13 protein-coding genes and 1 pseudogene are annotated in these 17,662 nt (G+C 60.7%); 9 read left to right on the top strand and 5 right to left on the bottom strand.

Features of this window, described 5'->3' with window-relative positions; all coding sequences use genetic code 11:
• Nucleotides 1-10: 10 nt before the first annotated feature.
• From rsmA to AB4Z35_RS04405, 4 genes are read right to left on the bottom strand one after another with little or no spacing between them, the layout of a single operon-like run.
• Nucleotides 11-829: a 16S rRNA (adenine(1518)-N(6)/adenine(1519)-N(6))-dimethyltransferase RsmA gene (gene rsmA, locus AB4Z35_RS04420; protein ID WP_103396625.1), complete on the bottom strand. Its 819-nt coding sequence runs from the start codon at nucleotides 827-829 to the stop codon at nucleotides 11-13.
• Nucleotides 826-1,815: a 4-hydroxythreonine-4-phosphate dehydrogenase PdxA gene (pdxA, locus tag AB4Z35_RS04415; protein ID WP_442096150.1), complete on the bottom strand. Its 990-nt coding sequence runs from the start codon at nucleotides 1,813-1,815 to the stop codon at nucleotides 826-828. Before pdxA ends, rsmA begins: the two co-directional genes overlap by 4 nt.
• Entirely contained in the window at nucleotides 1,812-3,128 is a 1,317-nt protein-coding gene (gene surA / locus AB4Z35_RS04410) for a peptidylprolyl isomerase SurA (protein WP_442096149.1), read from the bottom strand. Before surA ends, pdxA begins: the two co-directional genes overlap by 4 nt.
• The gene (locus AB4Z35_RS04405; RefSeq protein ID WP_442096148.1) at nucleotides 3,109-5,919 is read right to left on the bottom strand and encodes an LPS-assembly protein LptD; all 2,811 of its coding nucleotides are present in this window, start codon (nucleotides 5,917-5,919) and stop codon (nucleotides 3,109-3,111) included. The genes surA and AB4Z35_RS04405 overlap by 20 nt, the downstream gene beginning before the upstream one ends.
• A gap of 130 nt (nucleotides 5,920-6,049) precedes the next feature.
• Between AB4Z35_RS04405 and AB4Z35_RS04400 the strand changes: the two genes are divergently transcribed.
• The 3 genes from AB4Z35_RS04400 to AB4Z35_RS04390 are packed head-to-tail and all read left to right on the top strand — an operon-like array spanning nucleotide 6,050 to nucleotide 8,506.
• Nucleotides 6,050-7,069: an aminoglycoside phosphotransferase family protein gene (locus AB4Z35_RS04400; RefSeq protein ID WP_442096147.1), complete on the top strand. Its 1,020-nt coding sequence runs from the start codon at nucleotides 6,050-6,052 to the stop codon at nucleotides 7,067-7,069.
• Entirely contained in the window at nucleotides 7,066-7,737 is a 672-nt protein-coding gene (gene murU, locus AB4Z35_RS04395; RefSeq protein ID WP_442096146.1) for an N-acetylmuramate alpha-1-phosphate uridylyltransferase MurU, read from the top strand. Before AB4Z35_RS04400 ends, murU begins: the two co-directional genes overlap by 4 nt.
• Nucleotide 7,738: 1 nt before the next feature.
• Nucleotides 7,739-8,506: a TerB family tellurite resistance protein gene (locus AB4Z35_RS04390; RefSeq protein WP_442096145.1), complete on the top strand. Its 768-nt coding sequence runs from the start codon at nucleotides 7,739-7,741 to the stop codon at nucleotides 8,504-8,506.
• 142 nt (nucleotides 8,507-8,648) lie between these two features.
• Here AB4Z35_RS04390 and AB4Z35_RS04385 read toward each other — a convergent pair whose 3' ends face one another.
• Nucleotides 8,649-9,638, bottom strand: a complete 990-nt coding sequence (locus AB4Z35_RS04385; RefSeq protein ID WP_442096144.1) for an alpha/beta hydrolase family protein — start codon at nucleotides 9,636-9,638, stop codon at nucleotides 8,649-8,651.
• Between the two features lie 73 nt (nucleotides 9,639-9,711).
• Here AB4Z35_RS04385 and AB4Z35_RS04380 point away from each other — a divergent pair, with 73 nt between their 5' ends.
• From AB4Z35_RS04380 to AB4Z35_RS04355, 6 genes and pseudogenes are all read left to right on the top strand, one after another.
• Complete coding sequence (locus AB4Z35_RS04380; RefSeq protein ID WP_442096143.1) at nucleotides 9,712-12,108, top strand: PAS domain-containing sensor histidine kinase; 2,397 nt, start codon at nucleotides 9,712-9,714, stop codon at nucleotides 12,106-12,108.
• A 132-nt stretch (nucleotides 12,109-12,240) separates the two neighbouring features.
• A pseudogene (locus tag AB4Z35_RS04375) lies at nucleotides 12,241-12,825 on the top strand (response regulator); the annotation flags it as partial.
• 296 nt (nucleotides 12,826-13,121) lie between these two features.
• Nucleotides 13,122-14,246 carry an ABC transporter ATP-binding protein gene (locus AB4Z35_RS04370; protein WP_442096142.1) on the top strand — a complete coding sequence of 375 codons (1,125 nt, stop codon included), beginning with the start codon at nucleotides 13,122-13,124 and terminating at the stop codon, nucleotides 14,244-14,246.
• A 48-nt stretch (nucleotides 14,247-14,294) separates the two neighbouring features.
• On the top strand, nucleotides 14,295-15,338 hold the full coding sequence (locus tag AB4Z35_RS04365) for a polyamine ABC transporter substrate-binding protein (protein WP_007993220.1): 1,044 nt from the start codon (nucleotides 14,295-14,297) through the stop codon (nucleotides 15,336-15,338).
• Between the two features lie 182 nt (nucleotides 15,339-15,520).
• Nucleotides 15,521-16,768 carry an ABC transporter permease gene (locus AB4Z35_RS04360; protein ID WP_007986036.1) on the top strand — a complete coding sequence of 416 codons (1,248 nt, stop codon included), beginning with the start codon at nucleotides 15,521-15,523 and terminating at the stop codon, nucleotides 16,766-16,768.
• Nucleotides 16,769-16,780: 12 nt separating this feature from the next.
• The gene (locus AB4Z35_RS04355; RefSeq protein ID WP_442096141.1) at nucleotides 16,781-17,605 is read left to right on the top strand and encodes an ABC transporter permease; all 825 of its coding nucleotides are present in this window, start codon (nucleotides 16,781-16,783) and stop codon (nucleotides 17,603-17,605) included.
• The last annotated feature ends 57 nt before the right edge of the window (nucleotides 17,606-17,662 follow it).

Genomic DNA, 17,662 nt, shown 5'->3' with positions numbered 1-17,662 from the left:
TCATCGCCTGTCAGTCAGCGGCAGGCTTTTGTGGCGCCTGCTCGCTGAGCTTGTCGGCCAGGCGCACGAAGGCGGCCAGGTCGAGTTGCTCGGGACGCAGGCTGCCATCGACGCCGGCGGCTTCGATTTCGGCATTGCTCAGCAGCAGCTTGAGGGTGTTGCGCAGGGTTTTGCGACGCTGGTTGAACGCTTCGCGCACGACGCGCTCCAGCAAGCGGTGATCCTTGGCCGGGTGCGGCAGCACCGCGTGGGGTACCAGACGCACGATGGCCGAGTCGACTTTCGGCGGCGGGTTGAATGCGCCCGGGCCGACATTGAACAGATGTTCGACCCGGCAGTGGTACTGAACCATGATCGACAAGCGGCCCCAGTCACCACCACCCGGGCCGGCAGCCAGGCGCTCGACCACTTCCTTTTGCAGCATGAAGTGCATGTCGCGAATCAGATGCGAGTTGTGCAGGAGGTGAAAAATCAGCGGCGTGGAGATGTTGTACGGCAGGTTGCCGACCACTCGCAGGCTGCCTGGCGCGGCATTCAGGCTGTTGAAGTCGAACTTCAGTGCATCGCCCTGATGCAGGTTGAAGTTGCTCTTGCCGGCAAACTGCTGGTTGAGGATCGGGATCAGGTCCTTGTCCAGCTCCACCACATCGAGTTGGGCGCCGCTGCTGAGCAGGCCTTGGGTCAGTGCGCCCTGGCCCGGGCCGATTTCCAGCAGGCGGTCTTCTGCCTTGGCGTGAATGGAACGCAGGATGCGGTCGATAACGCCGGCATCGTGCAGGAAGTTCTGGCCAAAGCGTTTGCGCGCCTTGTGTTGGTATTGCTCGGTCATAAACGGGTCTCGGCCATCTGGTAGGCGGTTTCCAGGGCGACTTGCAGGCTGCCGGTGTCGATCTTGCCGCTGCCGGCCAGATCCAGGGCGGTGCCGTGGTCGACCGACGTGCGGATGATCGGCAAGCCAAGGGTGACGTTGACTGCCGCGCCGAAGCCTTTGTACTTCAGCACCGGCAGGCCCTGGTCGTGGTACATCGCCAGCACTGCGTCGCAGTGCTCCAGATATTTGGGGGTAAACAGAGTGTCGGCGGGCAGGGGACCACGCAGGTCCATGCCTTCGCCGCGCAGGCGCTCTAATGTGGGTTCGATGATATCGATTTCTTCATGGCCCAGGTGTCCGCCTTCACCGGCATGGGGGTTGAGCCCGCAGACCAGGATACGTGGCCGGGCGATGCCGAATTTGTTTTGCAGGTCGGCGTGCAGGATTCGCGTGACGCGTTCCAGGCGCTCCGGCGTGATTGCATCGGCAATCTCGCGAAGGGGAAGGTGAGTGGTCACCAGTGCCACGCGCAATCCGCGTGTGGCCAGCATCATCACCACTTGCGCGGTATGGGTCAGGTCGGCGAGGAATTCCGTGTGCCCGGAAAAGGCGATACCGGATTCATTGATCACACCTTTGTGCACCGGGGCGGTAATCATGCCGGCGAAATGTCCGTCCAGGCAGCCCTGGCCAGCGCGGGTCAGGGTTTCCAGAACGAAGGCAGCGTTGGCCTTGTCCAGTTGCCCGGCAACGACCTTGGCATTGAGTGGTGTATCCCAGACATACAGGCTATTGGCTGGCGCGGGTGCATCCGGCCAGTTGTCCGGTGTGACCGGCAGCAAGTCGACAGCCACGCCCAGTTGCGCGGCCCGCTCAATGAGCAGGTCGCGGCTGGTAACGGCAATCAGGGGGTGGGGCTGGGCTTGCGAGGCGAGCAGCAGGCACAGGTCGGGACCTATGCCGGCCGGTTCACCGGGTGTCAGCGCGAAACGTTGAGGTTTCACTGCGCTGCCTGGTCGGCGCCAGGGAGTTTGATTTCCACGTACGCTTCGTCACGGATCTGACGCAGCCAGGTTTGCAGCTCTTCGTCGTATTTGCGGTTACGCAGTACGGTCATTGCTTGCTGTTCGCGAGCCTGTGTGGTGCTGTCGGTGGCGCGACGACCAAGGACTTCCAGAACGTGCCAGCCGTATTGCGTCTGGAACGGCTTGGACAGCTGACCTTGTGGGGTCTTGGCCATCACTTCGCGGAACTCGGGCACCAGCGCGTTCGGGTCGATCCAGTTCAGGTCGCCGCCATTGAGGGCGGACCCCGGGTCTTCCGAGTAGCTTTTCGCCAGCTCGCCGAAGTCTTCGCCAGCCTCGATACGGCTGTAGAGCGACTGAGCCAGGGCCTTGGTTTTCGCTTCGTCGCGGATCGGGCTCGGTTTGACCAGGATGTGGCGCACATGCACTTCATCGCGCATCTGGGTTTCGCCGCCACGCTTGGCGAGGATCTTCAGGATGATGAAACCGCCCGGCGTGCGCATTGGCTGGGTGATATCACCCACCGGCATGGTGCTCAGCAGGCGATCGAATGGCGGTGGCAATTGAGCGGCTTTACGCCAGCCCATGTCACCACCTTCCAGTGCGGTTTCGCTGGCGGACTTGGCGATGGCCAACTGACCGAAGTCAGCACCTTGCTTGAGTTGCTGGTAAATCGCATCGGCCTGTTTGGCTGCATTCTGAATTGCGTCGGAGTTGGCGCTTTCCGGCGTAGGAATCAGGATGTTGGCCAGGTGGAACTCTTCGGACAGCTGCATTTTGCCCAGGTCGGAAGCCAGGAAGTTCTTCACCTCCTGCTCGGAGACCTGAATGCGTTCGGCAACCCGACGCTGGCGCACACGGCTGATGACCATTTCGCGACGAATCTGCTCACGCGCGTCGTCGTAAGACAGGCCGTCGCGAGTCAGGGCGGCGCGGAACTGCTCGACCGACATGTTGTTGCGCTGGGCAATGGTGCCGACAGCCTGGTTCAACTCTTCATCGGTAATGCGGATGCCGGAGCGTTCGCCAATCTGCAATTGCAGGTTTTCGACGATCAGGCGCTCCAGTACCTGCTGCTCCAGCACGCTGGCCGGCGGCACGGCAGAACCACGCTTGGCAATGGTTTGCTGAACGTCATGAACGCGTTGGTCCAGTTGGCTCTGCATGACCACGTCGTTGTCGACGATGGCCACCACTTTATCGATGGACTGCACTGCAGCGCTTGCCGCCGTACTCAGGAACAGCGCGCCCAGCATCAGCGGGCGCAGACAATCAGAAAGCTTGGTCTTCACGTTCACGATAACCTTGAATGCCTTTGTCGAGGAAGCTCTCTGCCTTGGCGCCGGTGAGGCCGCCGAGTCCCTTCAGAACAATTTGGAGGAAGACGCCATGGTCGCCTTTTTCGTTTTGCGGTGCTTGTTGGCTGAACTCGTCGTAATCAACGAAGTAACGGTTGATCAGGCGTAGTTTCCAGCAGCAGCTGTCGTACTCGAAGCCACCGAAGGCTTCCAGGGTACGGTTGCGGTTGTAGTCATACTGCCAACGGCTGATAGCGCTCCATTGCGGCACGATCGGCCAGATCACCGAGAAGTCGTGCTGTTTGATCTTGTAGTAATCCTTCACGAAGCCAGGCTGACCTGGGGTGCCGTAGTCACCGCCGAACTGCCATTGACCGGTGTTCTGGTTGTAGATCACCTGGTCGTTACGATAGCGATAGCCGACGTTGACGACCTTGTTCGGGTTGTCTTCAGGCTGGTAGTGGAACATCGCACTGCCCGAACGAGGGCTGCGGCTGTCCGGGTCCCAGTTGTAGTCGGCCGTGGTGCGCCAGTCGCGGTTCCAGCGATATTCGTATTCCAGTGCATAAGGCGAAACATTCGAATGTGCATCGGCGCGGGTTTGTGGATTGATGCCCGGCAACTGGACTTCGCGATCCTTGAAGAACAAGGCCTGGCCAACACTGATGCGCTGGCGCTCGAAACCGTTGTCTTCGATCCAGCGGCTGGTCACGCCCAGGGACAGCTTGTTCTCGTCGCCGACACGGTCGGAACCGGAGAAGCGGTTGTCACGGAACAGCGACGCATAGTTGAAGGTGTATTCGCTGGTATCGAATACCGGGATGTCTTCCTGGTCGACCTCAGGCACGTACAGGTAGAACAGGCGCGGCTCGAGAGTCTGGCGGTAATTCTTGCCGAAATACTGGGTATTTCGATCGAAGTACAGACCGCTGTCGATGCTGGCGATCGGCACGCCGCGGTTCTGGTTGCTGTCAAAATTGCCATTGAAGTTTTTAGTCCCGGCTGCAGCCGCGGCTTGATCCTGAGTCACGATTTGACTTTTGCCGATATTGTCCAGGTCCAATTGGTACTGAGTGTACTGGTACTTGAGCTTCGGTGTCAGGAAGCCGTACGTCGTGTTCATCGGCAGGCTCATGGCGGGCGCGAGATTCAGACGGTCGCCATTGGCACGTGCCAGACCTTGTATGTTGTTATCAAGACGTGGCGTCACGTTCCCGTCTTCGTCGGAGTAATTGCCGTTCTGCAGATCACGGTCAAACCGTACGAGTTCGGTGTTGTATGTGAAATTCAGGCCTTCCGGATGATAAGGCAGCATGCCGTCGAGGGTGAGCTGCGGCAGGCGGTCGTACGGCGTAATGTTCGATACGCTCGCCAGTTGGTATGCCTGGGCATTCACGCGAGCGGTATAGCTGTCGCCACGATAGGTGACGGAGCCCTGCTGGTTCACGTAGTCGTTGCTTTTCACGCCGATCTGGTCGGTCTGCAGATCCTGGAAGTAATACGGATCGCTGATCTTGGTGTAGTCGACTTGCGTGAGTACCCGCGAGTCGAGACCGCCCTTGTGCTGCCAGTTGTACATGTAGCGGGTTTTCTCGGCGTCGGACTGCTTGTCGCGTTCGTTGCTTTCGTCGTTGAGGTACGCCGCACCGAACTGGCCTTCGCTGGTCTTGGTCAGGTAGCGGAATTCGCCTTCCATCAACAAACCGTGCTTTTCCATGTAGCGCGGGTACAACGTGGCATCGTAGTTCGGCGCCAGGTTGAAGTAGTACGGGGTGACCAGCATGAAGCCGGTATCGCTGCCGGTGCCGATGGTCGGCGGCAGGAAGCCGGACTGGCGACGGTCGTCGATCGGGAAATAGATGTACGGCGTGTACAGGACCGGAATGTCCTTGACCCGCAGAGTCACGTTGGTCGCTGTACCGAAACCGGTGGCCGGGTTCAGGGTGATGTTATTGCCCTTGAGCTGCCAGGCGTTGCTGTTCGGTTCGCACGTGGTGTACGTACCATCCTTGAGGCGGATGATCGCGTTCTCGGCACGTTTGGCGTACAGCGCATTACCGCGGACGCGGGATTTGTGCATCACGTATTCGGCGTTGTCGACCTTGGCTTCACCGGTGTCGAGCTGTACGTCGGCGTGGTCGCCAACGATCAGTGCGCCGTTGTCGCGAATGCGCACATTGCCGTTCAGGTCACCACGGCTCTCGGCCTGGTACAGGTTGGCTTCGTCGGCTTCGACCTGCATGCTGCCCTGACGCATGACAACGTCGCCGGCCAGGGTCGCGACCTGCTCATCCTGCTTATAGCGGGAGGCTTTTGCGCCGATGAAGGTTGGAGCGTCACTTTTATTCGTCTTGTCATTCATGCCAGGACGAATCGGTTCGATATAGGAGCCAGAGCAATAAGGACCGGTTTCGGCCAATTGTGCGGCGGTGAGCTGTTCGCGCGGAACCCAGTCGAGGTGACTATAGTCTGCGCTACGCGACTTCAGGCCACGGCCTTCGGATTCGGTGACCAGTGCCGGCTTGGCGCCAGTGTCTTCGCTGGAACCGTTCTCGGCCGGGGCTTCGCCGGTGGCGGAAACAGCGCTGCCGTCATGGACGGGACGCGGTGGCAATGCAGCCGCCGGCGACTTTGGCGCACAGTCCCAGGAACCCGAAGCAGAGACTGAACAGTCAAACTGTTCCGCGGCGACCACGTAGGAAGTGGCAAGGGGTTGCAGCGCCAGCAAACTGCCGGTAACCAACAACGGAAATTTTTTACGAAACGCGGGGGATTTCAATGCCATCTTATTAGTCCGGGCTTCCTGCGTGCCATCTGCCCGCGGTGTGGGCCGCACGCCTCTCGATGGTCTGAAAAAGATGCTGGATAATAAAGCATGACCCGCTTGACGGCTAGCGCCGTCGGAGACCCTTGCAATGCCTGATCAAGATGTACGCTTGCAACACCTGAAAGTTTGGCTCGATGAACAATTGGCGACCCTTTTCGCCGGGCAGGATTGGGGTGTCGTACCCCCGGCCACGTTGACTGCGGCCAGCAGCGATGCGAGTTTCCGGCGGTATTTCCGTTGGGAAGGCGGTGGCAAAAGTTTCATCGTGATGGACGCGCCGCCGCCCCAGGAAAACTGTAAACCCTTCGTGGATATCGCCTTTCTGCTGGCGAAATCCGGAATAAATGTGCCGAAAATTTATGCCGAAGACCTCGAGCGCGGTTTTCTTTTGCTCAATGACCTGGGCAACAAGACCTATCTGGACGTCATCGACAGCGAAAACGCCGACGATTTGTTCAAGGATGCCCTGCAAGCGTTGCTGGCTTTCCAGCAGTTGCCGATGGCTGCGCCTCTGCCGAGCTATGACGTGGCATTGCTGCGTCGTGAGCTGGAACTGTTCCCCGAGTGGTACGTGAAGCGCGAATTGGGCATCGAATTCGACCCGGCCCAGCAAGTGCTCTGGCAGCAGGTCAGCGAACTGTTGATTGACAGCGCCCTGGCTCAGCCAAAAGTCCTGGTGCATCGCGACTACATGCCGCGCAACCTGATGCTCAGCGAACCCAACCCCGGCGTGCTGGATTTCCAGGATGCGGTGTATGGCCCGGTGACCTACGACGTGACCTGCCTGTTCAAGGACGCATTTCTCAGCTGGCCGCAAGAGCGCGTGCACGGCTGGCTCGAAAGCTACTGGCAGCAAGCGGGCGCCCTCGGCATTCCGGTTCAGCCCGACTTCGAGGATTTCCTGCGTGCCAGCGACTTGATGGGCGTGCAACGTCACCTGAAAGTCATCGGTATTTTCGCCCGTATCTGCCATCGCGACGGCAAACCGCGTTATCTGGGTGATGTGCCGCGTTTCTTTGCGTACATAGAAGCCGTGATCGCGCGCCGTCCTGAACTGGCCGGGCTGGATGTGTTGCTGGCCAGTCTGCGTGCCGGAGTGACAGCATGAAGGCAATGATTCTGGCCGCGGGCAAAGGCGAGCGCATGCGCCCGCTGACCCTGACCACGCCAAAACCGCTGGTTCGTGCTGGCGGAGTCCCGCTGATCGAATATCACCTGCGAGCGCTGGCCGCCGCCGGGTTCACCGACATCGTGATCAATCACGCCTGGCTCGGTCAGCAGATCGAAGACTATCTGGGCGATGGTTCGCGCTATGGCGTGAGCATTCAGTACTCGGCGGAAGGCGAGCCCCTGGAAACCGGCGGCGGGATTTTTCGCGCGTTGCCGTTGCTGGGGGATGAAGCGTTTGTCGTAGTCAACGGCGACATCTGGACCGATTACGACTTCAGCGTGCTGCATCAGCCCATCAATGGTTTGGCGCATCTGGTGCTGGCGAGCAACCCACCCCATCATCCGGCCGGGGACTTCAGCCTGGTCGGAACCCTGGTGCGCGACGGTCAGCCGGAAGCTGCCACCCTGACCTACAGCGGCATCGCCGTGTTGCATCCGCAGTTGTTCGACGGTTGCACCGCGGGAGCCTTCAAGCTCGCGCCGCTGTTGCGCAAAGCCATGGCTGACGGGCAAGTGAGCGGCGAGCCATTGAAGGGGCACTGGGTTGATGTCGGCACTCACGAGCGCCTGGCCGAAGTTGAAACATTAATAGAAGCGAGCCGCTGACATGCTGTGGCCAGGGACTCTGATTGGAGCCGGGGCAGGCTTTGCCATAGCCAGTCTTCCGGGGGCCATGCTCGGTGCGTTGTTGGGGCAGGCGCTGGACCGGCGCTTGCACTTGCAGAGCTGGGGGCACTTGCGGGAAAAGCTGGGCGGCCGCCCGGTGCTGCGTAACGATGAATTGCTGTTTGTCTTGTTGGGGCGCCTGGCCAAGTGCGACGGCCAGGTGACGGCCGGGCACATCGATCAGGCTCGGGCGGAAATGCGCTCGCTGGAAATGTCCGAGCCGGCCCAGCGTCGTGCGATTGCCGCGTTCAATCGCGGCAAGTCGGGCCGCGACCGGCTGCACGGTTATCTGCGTCGCCTGAGTGCCCAGCCCCATGCGGCGGAAGGCGTGTTGCGCGCCTGCTGGCGCATGGTGTGGGCCGATGGTCGTGCCGGCCGCAGTGAGCGTGAGTTGATCGGCCAATGGGGCAAGTGGCTGGGCTGGACGCCGTACCAGGTGCAAGCGTTGGCCCATGACTACGAGCCGCAGAAACGGCCATTGGGCAATAGCGTGCCAAGTTATCAGGATGCCTTGAGGCTGCTGGGCGTGTCGGCCACCAGCGAGCCGGCGCAGATCAAGCGAGCCTATCGGCGCCTGCTCAGTCGCCATCATCCGGACAAGATTGCCGGCAGTGGCGCGACGGCGATGCAGGTGCGTGAGGCCACCGAGAGAACGCGTGAATTGCACAATGCCTATACGCTGATCCGGGAACGGCGGGATTTTCGCTAGCCGAATAGCTTTGTGTTGCCTGTAATGACCCCTTCGCGAGCAAGCCCGCTCCCACATAAGATCCTGAGTGATCACAAAATTTGCGAGCACCCTGGGACAAATGTGGGAGCGGGCTTGCTCGCGAATGAAGCGACTCGGTCCTTCAGTCTGTCGCAGGCTGCGGATTCAACCAGCCCCGCACCCGACGGAACAGTTGCTCCTGTTCGGCCTTGCTATCCGGCAACGCCTTGAGTGCGACCTGGCTGAATGCCGACGACTTCAGGCGTTTGCTGGCCTGCAGGCGTTCCAGTGCTGCGTTGCGATCCGGCGCCTTGTCCTTGTAGAAAATATCCGCGGTCGGCAGTTTCAGGGTCGGAGTCAGCTCTGCCAGCCCGGGCGTGGCCGCCACAGGTGTCCGGGCGGCAACCATCACCAGTTTTTCGACCTGCGATGGCTGCTTCTCGCTCAGGTAGCGCGCGGCCCAATAGGCGCCGGAACCATGCCCCAACACCACGATACTGCGAGCGCTTTGCTGTTCGGCGAACGCGATTGCGGCGTCGATCCGGGCAAAGATGCGCTCGGCATCTGTACTGGACTGTTCTTCGGTGGTCTCGGCGATGGCCTTGTCGGCCACATCGGCCTCGCCAGCGGCCACCTGTTCGATGGGGCCCGCGGTGGTCGAGTCTTTACTGCCGGTTTCGGGGGCCTTGGGAGCCGGCGTCGCTTCCACGATTCGTGGCGCAATGGCATCGCTTTGCAGGTCCGGCAAGGTGATACTCAGGCTGCTCCACTCGGCATCCGGCAATTTGCGCCGTAAAGGGCCGACCGCTTGCGGCCAGTCAACGGTTTCGCCGGCGCCCGGGATGATAATCACCGCGCCTTTGGGTTCGGCGGCGTTGGCCGGTTTCCACAAGGCCAGAAACGTGTCGGTGCCCGCTTGCAGTTGTTGCTGTTCCTGAGCCGGGATCTTTCGCTCAAGTGCAGTCGCTTCTTCCTGACTACGTTCAGGCAGCGGCTGACGTTCGAGTGGCTTTTCTTCGGTGGTTTTTTCCTTGGCGGCGGGCGCCGGGTCGGCCGCCTCGACGGAAAAAGCGCAAGGCAGGATCAACGACAGGCACAATGCTGGCAGTGCCAGGCGGTAGACAGGGGGCATCGGATATTCCAGGCCAGAAGTTGTTCCGGCAGCCTAATGGGTTGGTCAGTATTTGTCAGTGTGTGAGAGTTCAATGATGCGTTTTCGCTGCCTGTGGGTTATCGGCTGTTTGTGGTTTCCCTTGATGGGCTGGGCGGCAGTCGTGCCCCCGGTGCACGTTGCCCAGCTGTCACCGAAACAACAGCACTGGCTGGCGCAGCAAAGCGAGTTGCGGGTCGGCGTGGTGTTGCAGGCACCCTATGCGCAATACGATCGCCGCTTGCAGCGCCTGTCAGGGGTGAACGTCGAGCTGATGAAGTGGCTCGCAAAAAACCTCAATGTCGAACTGAGCTGGCGCAATTTTTCCGACCTTGAACAATTGGAAGCCGCGGCCCGGGAGGGTGAAATCGACATCGCCCCGGGGCTGACCCAGACACCCGGCGGACTGCGCCTCTGGCAGTTTTCCGACCCCTACATGCGGGTGCCGCAACTGGTGGTCAGCGACCAGAAAAGCGCCGGCGCGGTCGAGCTGGAAAAACTCGACAGCCAGACCCGCGTCGCCGTGCGCATGCCCAGTGCCATTGCCGATTACCTGCGCGGCAACTATCCGCACCTGAATCTGCAAGGCGTACCGATGGAACGCCAGGCATTGCAATTAGTGACTGGCCAACAGGCGGCCTATGCGGTGATCGATGAGGCGCAACTGGGGCGCCTGTCCGTCGAACCGGAGTTCGCCGGGTTGGTGGTGGTGGGGGATGTCGGCCTGCCACAGCTGCTGCGGGTGGCCACGCGCCGCGACAAGCCGGAACTGGCGGGCATTGTCGAAAGTGCATTGCGGGCGATCCCGGCCAAGGATCTGGAACAACTGCACAATCAATGGCTGCAACCCAAGTATCCGCGCCTCACCGAGTCTCCGGGGTTTTGGCAGAACCTCTGCCTGTTGCTGGCCGTGCTGGCGTTGAGTTGCATGGCCATCGTGTTCTGGCAACGTCGCCAGCAGCACAACCTGGAGCAACGCTTGTTGGCCGCGCAGGAAGACATTGCCTTGCGCGCTGCCAGCGAAGAGGCCTTGCGGCTTACCCAGTTTTCCATCGACCAGAGCACCGTCGGAATCCTCTGGGTCAACTGGGACAGCCATGTGCGCTACGCCAACCGCGCGGCGGAAAGCATGCTTGGCTATCCGGCCGGGGGGATCATCGATCGGCCACTGATCGATTTCGAACCCGGCCTGCACATGGACCGCTGGCTGAACCTGTGGAAGCGTGCCCGGGCCAGTGAAGAGGGCCCGCAAAGCTTCGAAACCAATTGCGTGCGCGCTGATGGCAGCATTCTGCCGGCCGATGTCTCGTTGAGCTTCCTGCGCTTTCGCGATGGCGAATACCTGGTGGTTTACCTCAACGACGTCACCGAGCGACGCCGCGCCCTGGCCGCCTTGCGGGAAAGCGAGGCGCGACTGCAAGGCATCGCCGCCAACGTTCCGGGACTGGTTTTCCGGCTGGAGCGGGCGCCGGTGACGGGCCAGATCGACTTTGCCTACATCAGCGAAGGCAGCGAAAGCCTGGTGGGTTATTCGCCGGCCACGCTGGCGCATCGCGATAAAGGCCTGCGCAGCCTCGTGCATCCGGATGACAAGGCCAGTTATCACCAGACCCAGGATCATGCGCTGGACACCGACAGCGACTGGTCGTGGCAGGGGCGAATCCTCACGCGCCAGGGCGAGCAGCGCTGGGCGGAAATCAAGGCCATCACCCGTCAACTGGAAGACGGCGCTTATGTCTGGGACGGGATCGTCTGGGACATCAGCGAGAGCAAGCGCATCGAACTGGAACTGGCCAGTTCCCGGGAGCAACTGCGTGAATTGTCCGCGCACCTGGAGAGCGTGCGCGAGGAAGAAAAAGCACGCATCGCCCGGGAAGTTCACGACGAACTGGGTCAGATGCTGACCGTGCTCAAGCTGGAAACCTCCATGTGCGAACTGGCTTACGCGCAACTTGATCCCGGTCTGCATGAGCGCCTGAGCAGCATGAAGCGCCTGATCGCTCAACTCTTCCAGTTGGTTCGCGACGTCGCGACCGCATTGCGCCCGCCGATTCTTGATGCCGGCATTGCCTCGGCCATCGAATGGCAGGCCCGGCGTTTCGAGGCGCGTACGCAGATTCCGTGCCTGGTGCAGGTGCCGGACAACTTGCCGGTGCTCAGTGATGCCAAGGCTATCGGTTTGTTCCGGATCCTTCAGGAAGCGCTGACCAATGTCATGCGCCATGCCCAGGCGCATACTGTTGAACTGACACTGGCGCTGGAAGGTGACGAGTTGTGTCTGACGGTCAGCGATGATGGCGTAGGTTTTGTCGCTGCACCCGGCAGGCCAACGTCCTTTGGGATTGTCGGAATGCGTGAACGGGTGTTGATCCTGGGTGGTGAGTTATCCCTTGAGAGTGAGCCGGGTGAAGGAACGACCCTGAGTGTGCGAGTGCCTTTGGATGGTGCCTGAACAGGTTGGGTTGACTGTACCGACGCCTTCGTCGGAACGCCGCCCGGGGCAAGCCCGCTCCCACAATGTTTTGTGTAAATGCACAAATCCCAGACATGTCCAAATCCAATGTGGGAGCGGGCTTGCTCGCGAATGATCTTGAATCTGGAGAAGAACGTGATCCGTGTACTGGTAGCCGAAGACCACACCATCGTCCGCGAAGGCATCAAGCAGTTGATCGGCCTGGCCAAGGACTTGCTGGTGGTGGGGGAGGCGAGCAATGGCGAGCAGTTGCTCGACACCTTGCGTCATGTGCCCTGCGAAGTGGTGCTGCTGGACATCTCCATGCCGGGCGTCAACGGCCTGGAAGCCATTCCGCGGATTCGCGCCCTGAACAATCCGCCGGCGATCCTGGTGTTGTCGATGCACGATGAAGCGCAGATGGCCGCTCGGGCGCTGAAGGTCGGGGCTGCCGGTTATGCGACCAAGGACAGCGACCCCGCGCTGTTGCTGACGGCCATACGCAAAGTGGCGTCAGGTGGACGTTACATAGACCCGGAGCTGGCCGACCGCATGGTTTTCGAGGTCGGCCTGACCGACTCGCGTCCATTGCACTCGTTGCTCTCCGAACGCGAATTTTCCGTGTTCGAACGCCTGGCCCAGGGCGCCAACGTCAACGACATCGCCCAGCAACTGGCGCTGAGCAGCAAGACCATCAGCACCCACAAGGCGCGGCTGTGTGTCAGTTGACATATTTGGGCCTGATACACGGCTTTCGCGAGCAAGCCCGCTCCCACAGAGATGTGTTGGCATGTCCATTTGCGACATCCTGCAAACTCGCTTTTGCCTTTGCTTGTGGCTTGTAGCTGACCGCTTGCCGCTGCGTTTGCCAAAACGCGCCATCCTTGTAGGGCAATCCCTACCCCCAGCCTTCCATCCGGCTGAGGCGAATCTCTCTTGCGCCCCGATTTGCGTGACCCTCAGCGTCCACTAGGCTTAATCCCACAGCAGTCATCAATAACAAAGGTGTGGGTATGAGCCAGGTCGATTCAAGCGCAGGGGCCAATGATGTTCTGGTCAGCTTCCGTGGAGTGCAGAAGAGCTACGACGGCGAGAACCTGATCGTCAAAGACCTCAACCTGGACATTCGCAAAGGCGAATTCCTCACGTTGCTCGGGCCGTCCGGCTCCGGCAAGACCACCAGCCTGATGATGCTCGCCGGTTTCGAAACCCCGACCGCGGGCGAAATCCTGTTGGCGGGGCGCGCCATCAACAACGTGCCGCCGCACAAGCGCGACATCGGCATGGTGTTCCAGAACTACGCGTTGTTCCCGCACATGACGGTGGCCGAGAACCTGGCGTTCCCGCTGACCGTACGCGGCATGAACAAGAGCGACGTCAGTGCCCGGGTCAAGCGCGTGCTGAGCATGGTCCAGCTCGATGCATTCGCCCAGCGTTACCCGGCGCAGCTCTCCGGCGGTCAGCAACAGCGTGTGGCATTGGCCCGGGCGCTGGTGTTCGAACCGCAACTGGTGCTGATGGACGAACCCCTCGGCGCACTCGACAAGCAACTGCGTGAACACATGCAGATGGAAATCAAACACCTGCACCAGCGCCTGGGCGTAACCGTGGTCTACGTGACTCACGATCAGGGCGAAGCCTTGACCATGTCCGACCGTGTGGCGGTGTTCCATCAGGGCGAAATCCAGCAGATCGCGCCGCCGCGCACCCTCTACGAAGAGCCGAAAAACACCTTCGTCGCCAACTTCATCGGCGAGAACAACCGCCTCAATGGCCGACTGCACAGTCAGAACGGCGACCGCTGTGTAGTCGAACTGGGGCGTGGTGAAAAAGTTGAAGCGCTGGCGGTGAATGTCGGCAAGACCGGCGAGCCGGTGACCCTGTCCATCCGCCCGGAGCGAGTGAGCCTCAATGGCTCCAGCGACCAATGCATCAACCGCTTCTCCGGGCGAGTCGAGGAATTCATCTATCTGGGCGACCACGTCCGGGTTCGCATGGAAGTCTGCGGCAAGACCGACTTCTTCGTGAAACAACCGATTGCCGAGCTTGATCCCTCGCTCGCCGTCGGCGACGTGGTACCGCTTGGCTGGCAGGTCGAGCACGTTCGCGCGCTCGACCCTCTTTTAGAGGCGAACTGATCGCCCGGGCAATACCAACACCAACCCTGCACGTGGAGAGAACAATAAATGTTGAGATCCCTGAAATTCACCGCTTTGGCACTGGGCATGATGGGCGCGGCGCACGCTATGGCGGCCGGCCCGGACCTGACCGTGGTGTCCTTTGGCGGGGCGAACAAGGCAGCTCAGGTCAAAGCCTTCTACGCACCGTGGGAAGCGGCAGGTAACGGCAAGATCGTGGCCGGCGAGTACAACGGCGAAATGGCCAAGGTCAAGGCCATGGTCGACACCAAGAGCGTGTCGTGGGATCTGGTAGAGGTTGAATCGCCGGAACTGTCCCGTGGTTGCGACGAAGACATGTTCGAACAACTTGATCCGAAGTTGTTCGGCAAGACCGAAGACTACGTCAAGGGCGCCATCCAGCCTTGCGGCGTGGGTTTCTTCGTGTGGTCGACCGTGCTGGCCTACAACGCCGACAAACTGAAATCCGCACCGACCAGCTGGGTGGATTTCTGGGACACCAAGCAGTTCCCGGGCAAGCGTGGCCTGCGTAAAGGCGCCAAGTACACCCTGGAATTCGCACTGATGGCCGACGGCGTTGCGCCGAAAGACGTCTACAAAGTGCTGGCCGGCAAAGACGGTCAGGACCGCGCGTTCAAGAAGCTCGATGAACTCAAGCCGAACATCCAGTGGTGGGAAGCCGGCGCACAACCGCCGCAATACCTCGCTTCCGGTGACGTGGTCATGAGCTCGGCCTACAACGGCCGGATCGCTGCCGTGCAGAAAGAAAGCAATCTGAAAGTGGTGTGGAACGGCGGTATCTACGACTTCGACGCATGGGCCATTCCAAAAGGTCTGGATGCCAAGCGTGCTGAAGCGGCGAAGAAATTCATCGCCTACTCGGTACAGCCACAGCAGCAGAAAACCTACTCGGAAAACATCGCCTACGGCCCGGCCAACACCCAAGCCGTACCGTTGCTGGCCAAGGATGTCCTGAAAGACATGCCGACCACCCCGGAAAACATCGCCAACCAGGTGCAGATCGACGTCAGCTTCTGGGCTGACAACGGCGAGCAACTGGAACAGCGCTTCAACGCCTGGGCTGCCAAGTAAGACCGCACCGCGGGCTTACGCTGTAGGAGCGAGCTTGCTCGCGAAAGCGGTGGGTCAGTCAACACAGATGTTGAATGTGCTGTCCTCTTCGCGAGCAAGCTCGCTCCCACAGGTTGCGGTGTTTCAACACAACAGGGGCGGTTCGCCGTCTCTGTAACGATCAAAGATTCCCGGAGTACGTCATGGCTATCGCCGTTCCCCTGAACGAGGGCACCAGCCCCACCTTGAAGCAGCGGCTCAAGCACGCCGAGCGGGTCAACCGCTGGAAGGCCCAGGCGTTGATCGCGCCGCTGGTGCTGTTTCTGTTGCTGGTGTTCCTGGTGCCGATCGTGGCGCTGCTCTACAAAAGCGTTGGCAACCCGGAAGTGGTCGGCGGCATGCCGCGCACCGTGACCGCCATCGCCAGCTGGGACGGCCGCGGCCTGCCCGCTGAACCGGTTTACAAAGCGGCGGCCGAAGACCTCGCCGACGCGCGCAAGAACCAGACCTTGGGCGATCTGTCCAAACGCCTGAACATGGAACTGGCCGGCTACCGCAGCCTGCTGACCAAAACCGCCCGTGCCTTGCCGCTCGCCACTGAGCCGGCTTCCTATAAAGAAGCGCTGGAAGGCCTCGATGAGCGCTGGGGCGACCCGGCCTACTGGCAAGCGGTACGCCGCAACACCAGCAGCATCACCCCGTATTACCTGCTGGCGGCTGTCGATCATCGCATCGACGACCTCGGCGAAATCGCCCCGGCCACCCCGGATCAGGCGATCTACCTCGACATCTTCGCCCGCACCTTCTGGATGGGCCTGATCATCACCGCGATCTGCCTGGTGCTGGCGTATCCACTGGCTTACCTGTTGGCGAACCTGCCTTCGCGCCAGAGCAATCTGCTGATGATTCTGGTGCTGTTGCCGTTCTGGACGTCGATCCTGGTACGGGTCGCGGCGTGGATCGTGTTGCTGCAATCGGGTGGCCTGATCAACAGCGGCCTGATGGCCATGGGCATCATCGACAAGCCTATCGAGTTGGTGTTCAACCGTGTCGGTGTCTACATCTCGATGGTGCACATTCTGCTGCCGTTCATGATCCTGCCGATCTATAGCGTGATGAAAGGCATCTCGCCGACCTACATGCGTGCTGCGATTTCCCTCGGCTGCCATCCGTTCGCCAGCTTCTGGCGGGTGTACTTCCCGCAGACCTATGCCGGTGTCGGCGCCGGTTGCCTGTTGGTGTTCATCCTCGCCATCGGCTACTACATCACCCCGGCATTGCTGGGCAGCCCGAACGATCAAATGGTCAGCTACTTCGTCGCCTTCTACACCAACACCAGTATCAACTGGGGCATGGCGACCGCACTTGGTGGGCTGCTGTTGCTCGCGACGGTCGTGCTTTATCTGATTTACAGCTGGCTGGTGGGCGCGAGCCGCCTGCGCCTGAGCTAAGGGGAGAACGAAATGCTGAGTCCTTATATGTCGCCCATCGAACGGGTGTGGTTCTACAGCTTGCGGATTCTCTGCGGCTTGATTCTGTTGTTCCTGATCCTGCCGGTGCTGGTGATCATTCCACTGTCGTTCAACTCGGGGAGTTTTCTGGTCTATCCGCTGCAAGGCTTTTCGCTGCACTGGTACCAGGACTTCTTCGCCTCGGCGGAATGGATGCGTTCGTTGAAGAACAGCATCATCGTGGCCCCGGCCGCGACGGTGCTGGCGATGATCTTCGGCACGCTGGCGGCGATCGGTCTGACCCGAGGCGATTTCCCGGGCAAGCCGCTGGTGATGGCGCTAGTGATTTCGCCGATGGTGGTACCGGTGGTGATCATTGGTGTGGCCAGTTACCTGACCTTCGCTCCACTGGGATTTGGCAACAGCTATACCTCGCTGATCGTCGTGCATGCCGTACTCGGTGTGCCGTTCGTGATCATTACCGTGTCGGCGACGTTGCAGGGGTTCAACCACAATCTGGTGCGGGCCGCTGCGAGCCTGGGTGCTGCGCCGCTGACCACGTTCCGCCGGGTGACCTTGCCACTGATTGCACCGGGCGTGATCTCCGGGGCGCTGTTTGCCTTCGCGACATCGTTCGATGAGGTGGTGGTGACGCTGTTCCTCGCCGGCCCTGAACAAGCGACCCTGCCTCGGCAGATGTTCAGCGGCATCCGCGAAAACCTCAGCCCGACCATCGCTGCCGCCGCGACGCTGCTGATTGCCTTCTCGGTGATCCTGCTGCTGACCCTGGAATGGCTGCGTGGGCGTAGCGAGAAACTGCGTACCGCGCAGGTCTGACGCCGAACCCGGTAAAAATGTGGGAGCGGGCTTGCTCGCGAAAGCGGAGTGTCAGTC

Origin of the sequence: Pseudomonas sp. KB_15 (assembly GCF_052114525.1) — a bacterium.
Classification (GTDB): Bacteria; Pseudomonadota; Gammaproteobacteria; order Pseudomonadales; family Pseudomonadaceae; genus Aquipseudomonas.
Note: the sequence above shows the minus strand (reverse complement) of the source record. Positions and strands in the feature narration are given on the sequence as shown.

Coding starts and splice junctions, on each gene's coding strand:
- rsmA (WP_103396625.1), bottom strand. CDS start 829: ATGACCGAGCAATACCAACACAAGGCGCGCAAACGCTTTGGCCAGAAC.
- AB4Z35_RS04380 (WP_442096143.1), top strand. CDS start 9,712: ATGATGCGTTTTCGCTGCCTGTGGGTTATCGGCTGTTTGTGGTTTCCC.
- AB4Z35_RS04390 (WP_442096145.1), top strand. CDS start 7,739: ATGCTGTGGCCAGGGACTCTGATTGGAGCCGGGGCAGGCTTTGCCATA.
- AB4Z35_RS04385 (WP_442096144.1), bottom strand. CDS start 9,638: ATGCCCCCTGTCTACCGCCTGGCACTGCCAGCATTGTGCCTGTCGTTG.
- AB4Z35_RS04370 (WP_442096142.1), top strand. CDS start 13,122: ATGAGCCAGGTCGATTCAAGCGCAGGGGCCAATGATGTTCTGGTCAGC.
- AB4Z35_RS04360 (WP_007986036.1), top strand. CDS start 15,521: ATGGCTATCGCCGTTCCCCTGAACGAGGGCACCAGCCCCACCTTGAAG.
- AB4Z35_RS04355 (WP_442096141.1), top strand. CDS start 16,781: ATGCTGAGTCCTTATATGTCGCCCATCGAACGGGTGTGGTTCTACAGC.
- AB4Z35_RS04365 (WP_007993220.1), top strand. CDS start 14,295: ATGTTGAGATCCCTGAAATTCACCGCTTTGGCACTGGGCATGATGGGC.
- AB4Z35_RS04400 (WP_442096147.1), top strand. CDS start 6,050: ATGCCTGATCAAGATGTACGCTTGCAACACCTGAAAGTTTGGCTCGAT.
- AB4Z35_RS04405 (WP_442096148.1), bottom strand. CDS start 5,919: ATGGCATTGAAATCCCCCGCGTTTCGTAAAAAATTTCCGTTGTTGGTT.
- murU (WP_442096146.1), top strand. CDS start 7,066: ATGAAGGCAATGATTCTGGCCGCGGGCAAAGGCGAGCGCATGCGCCCG.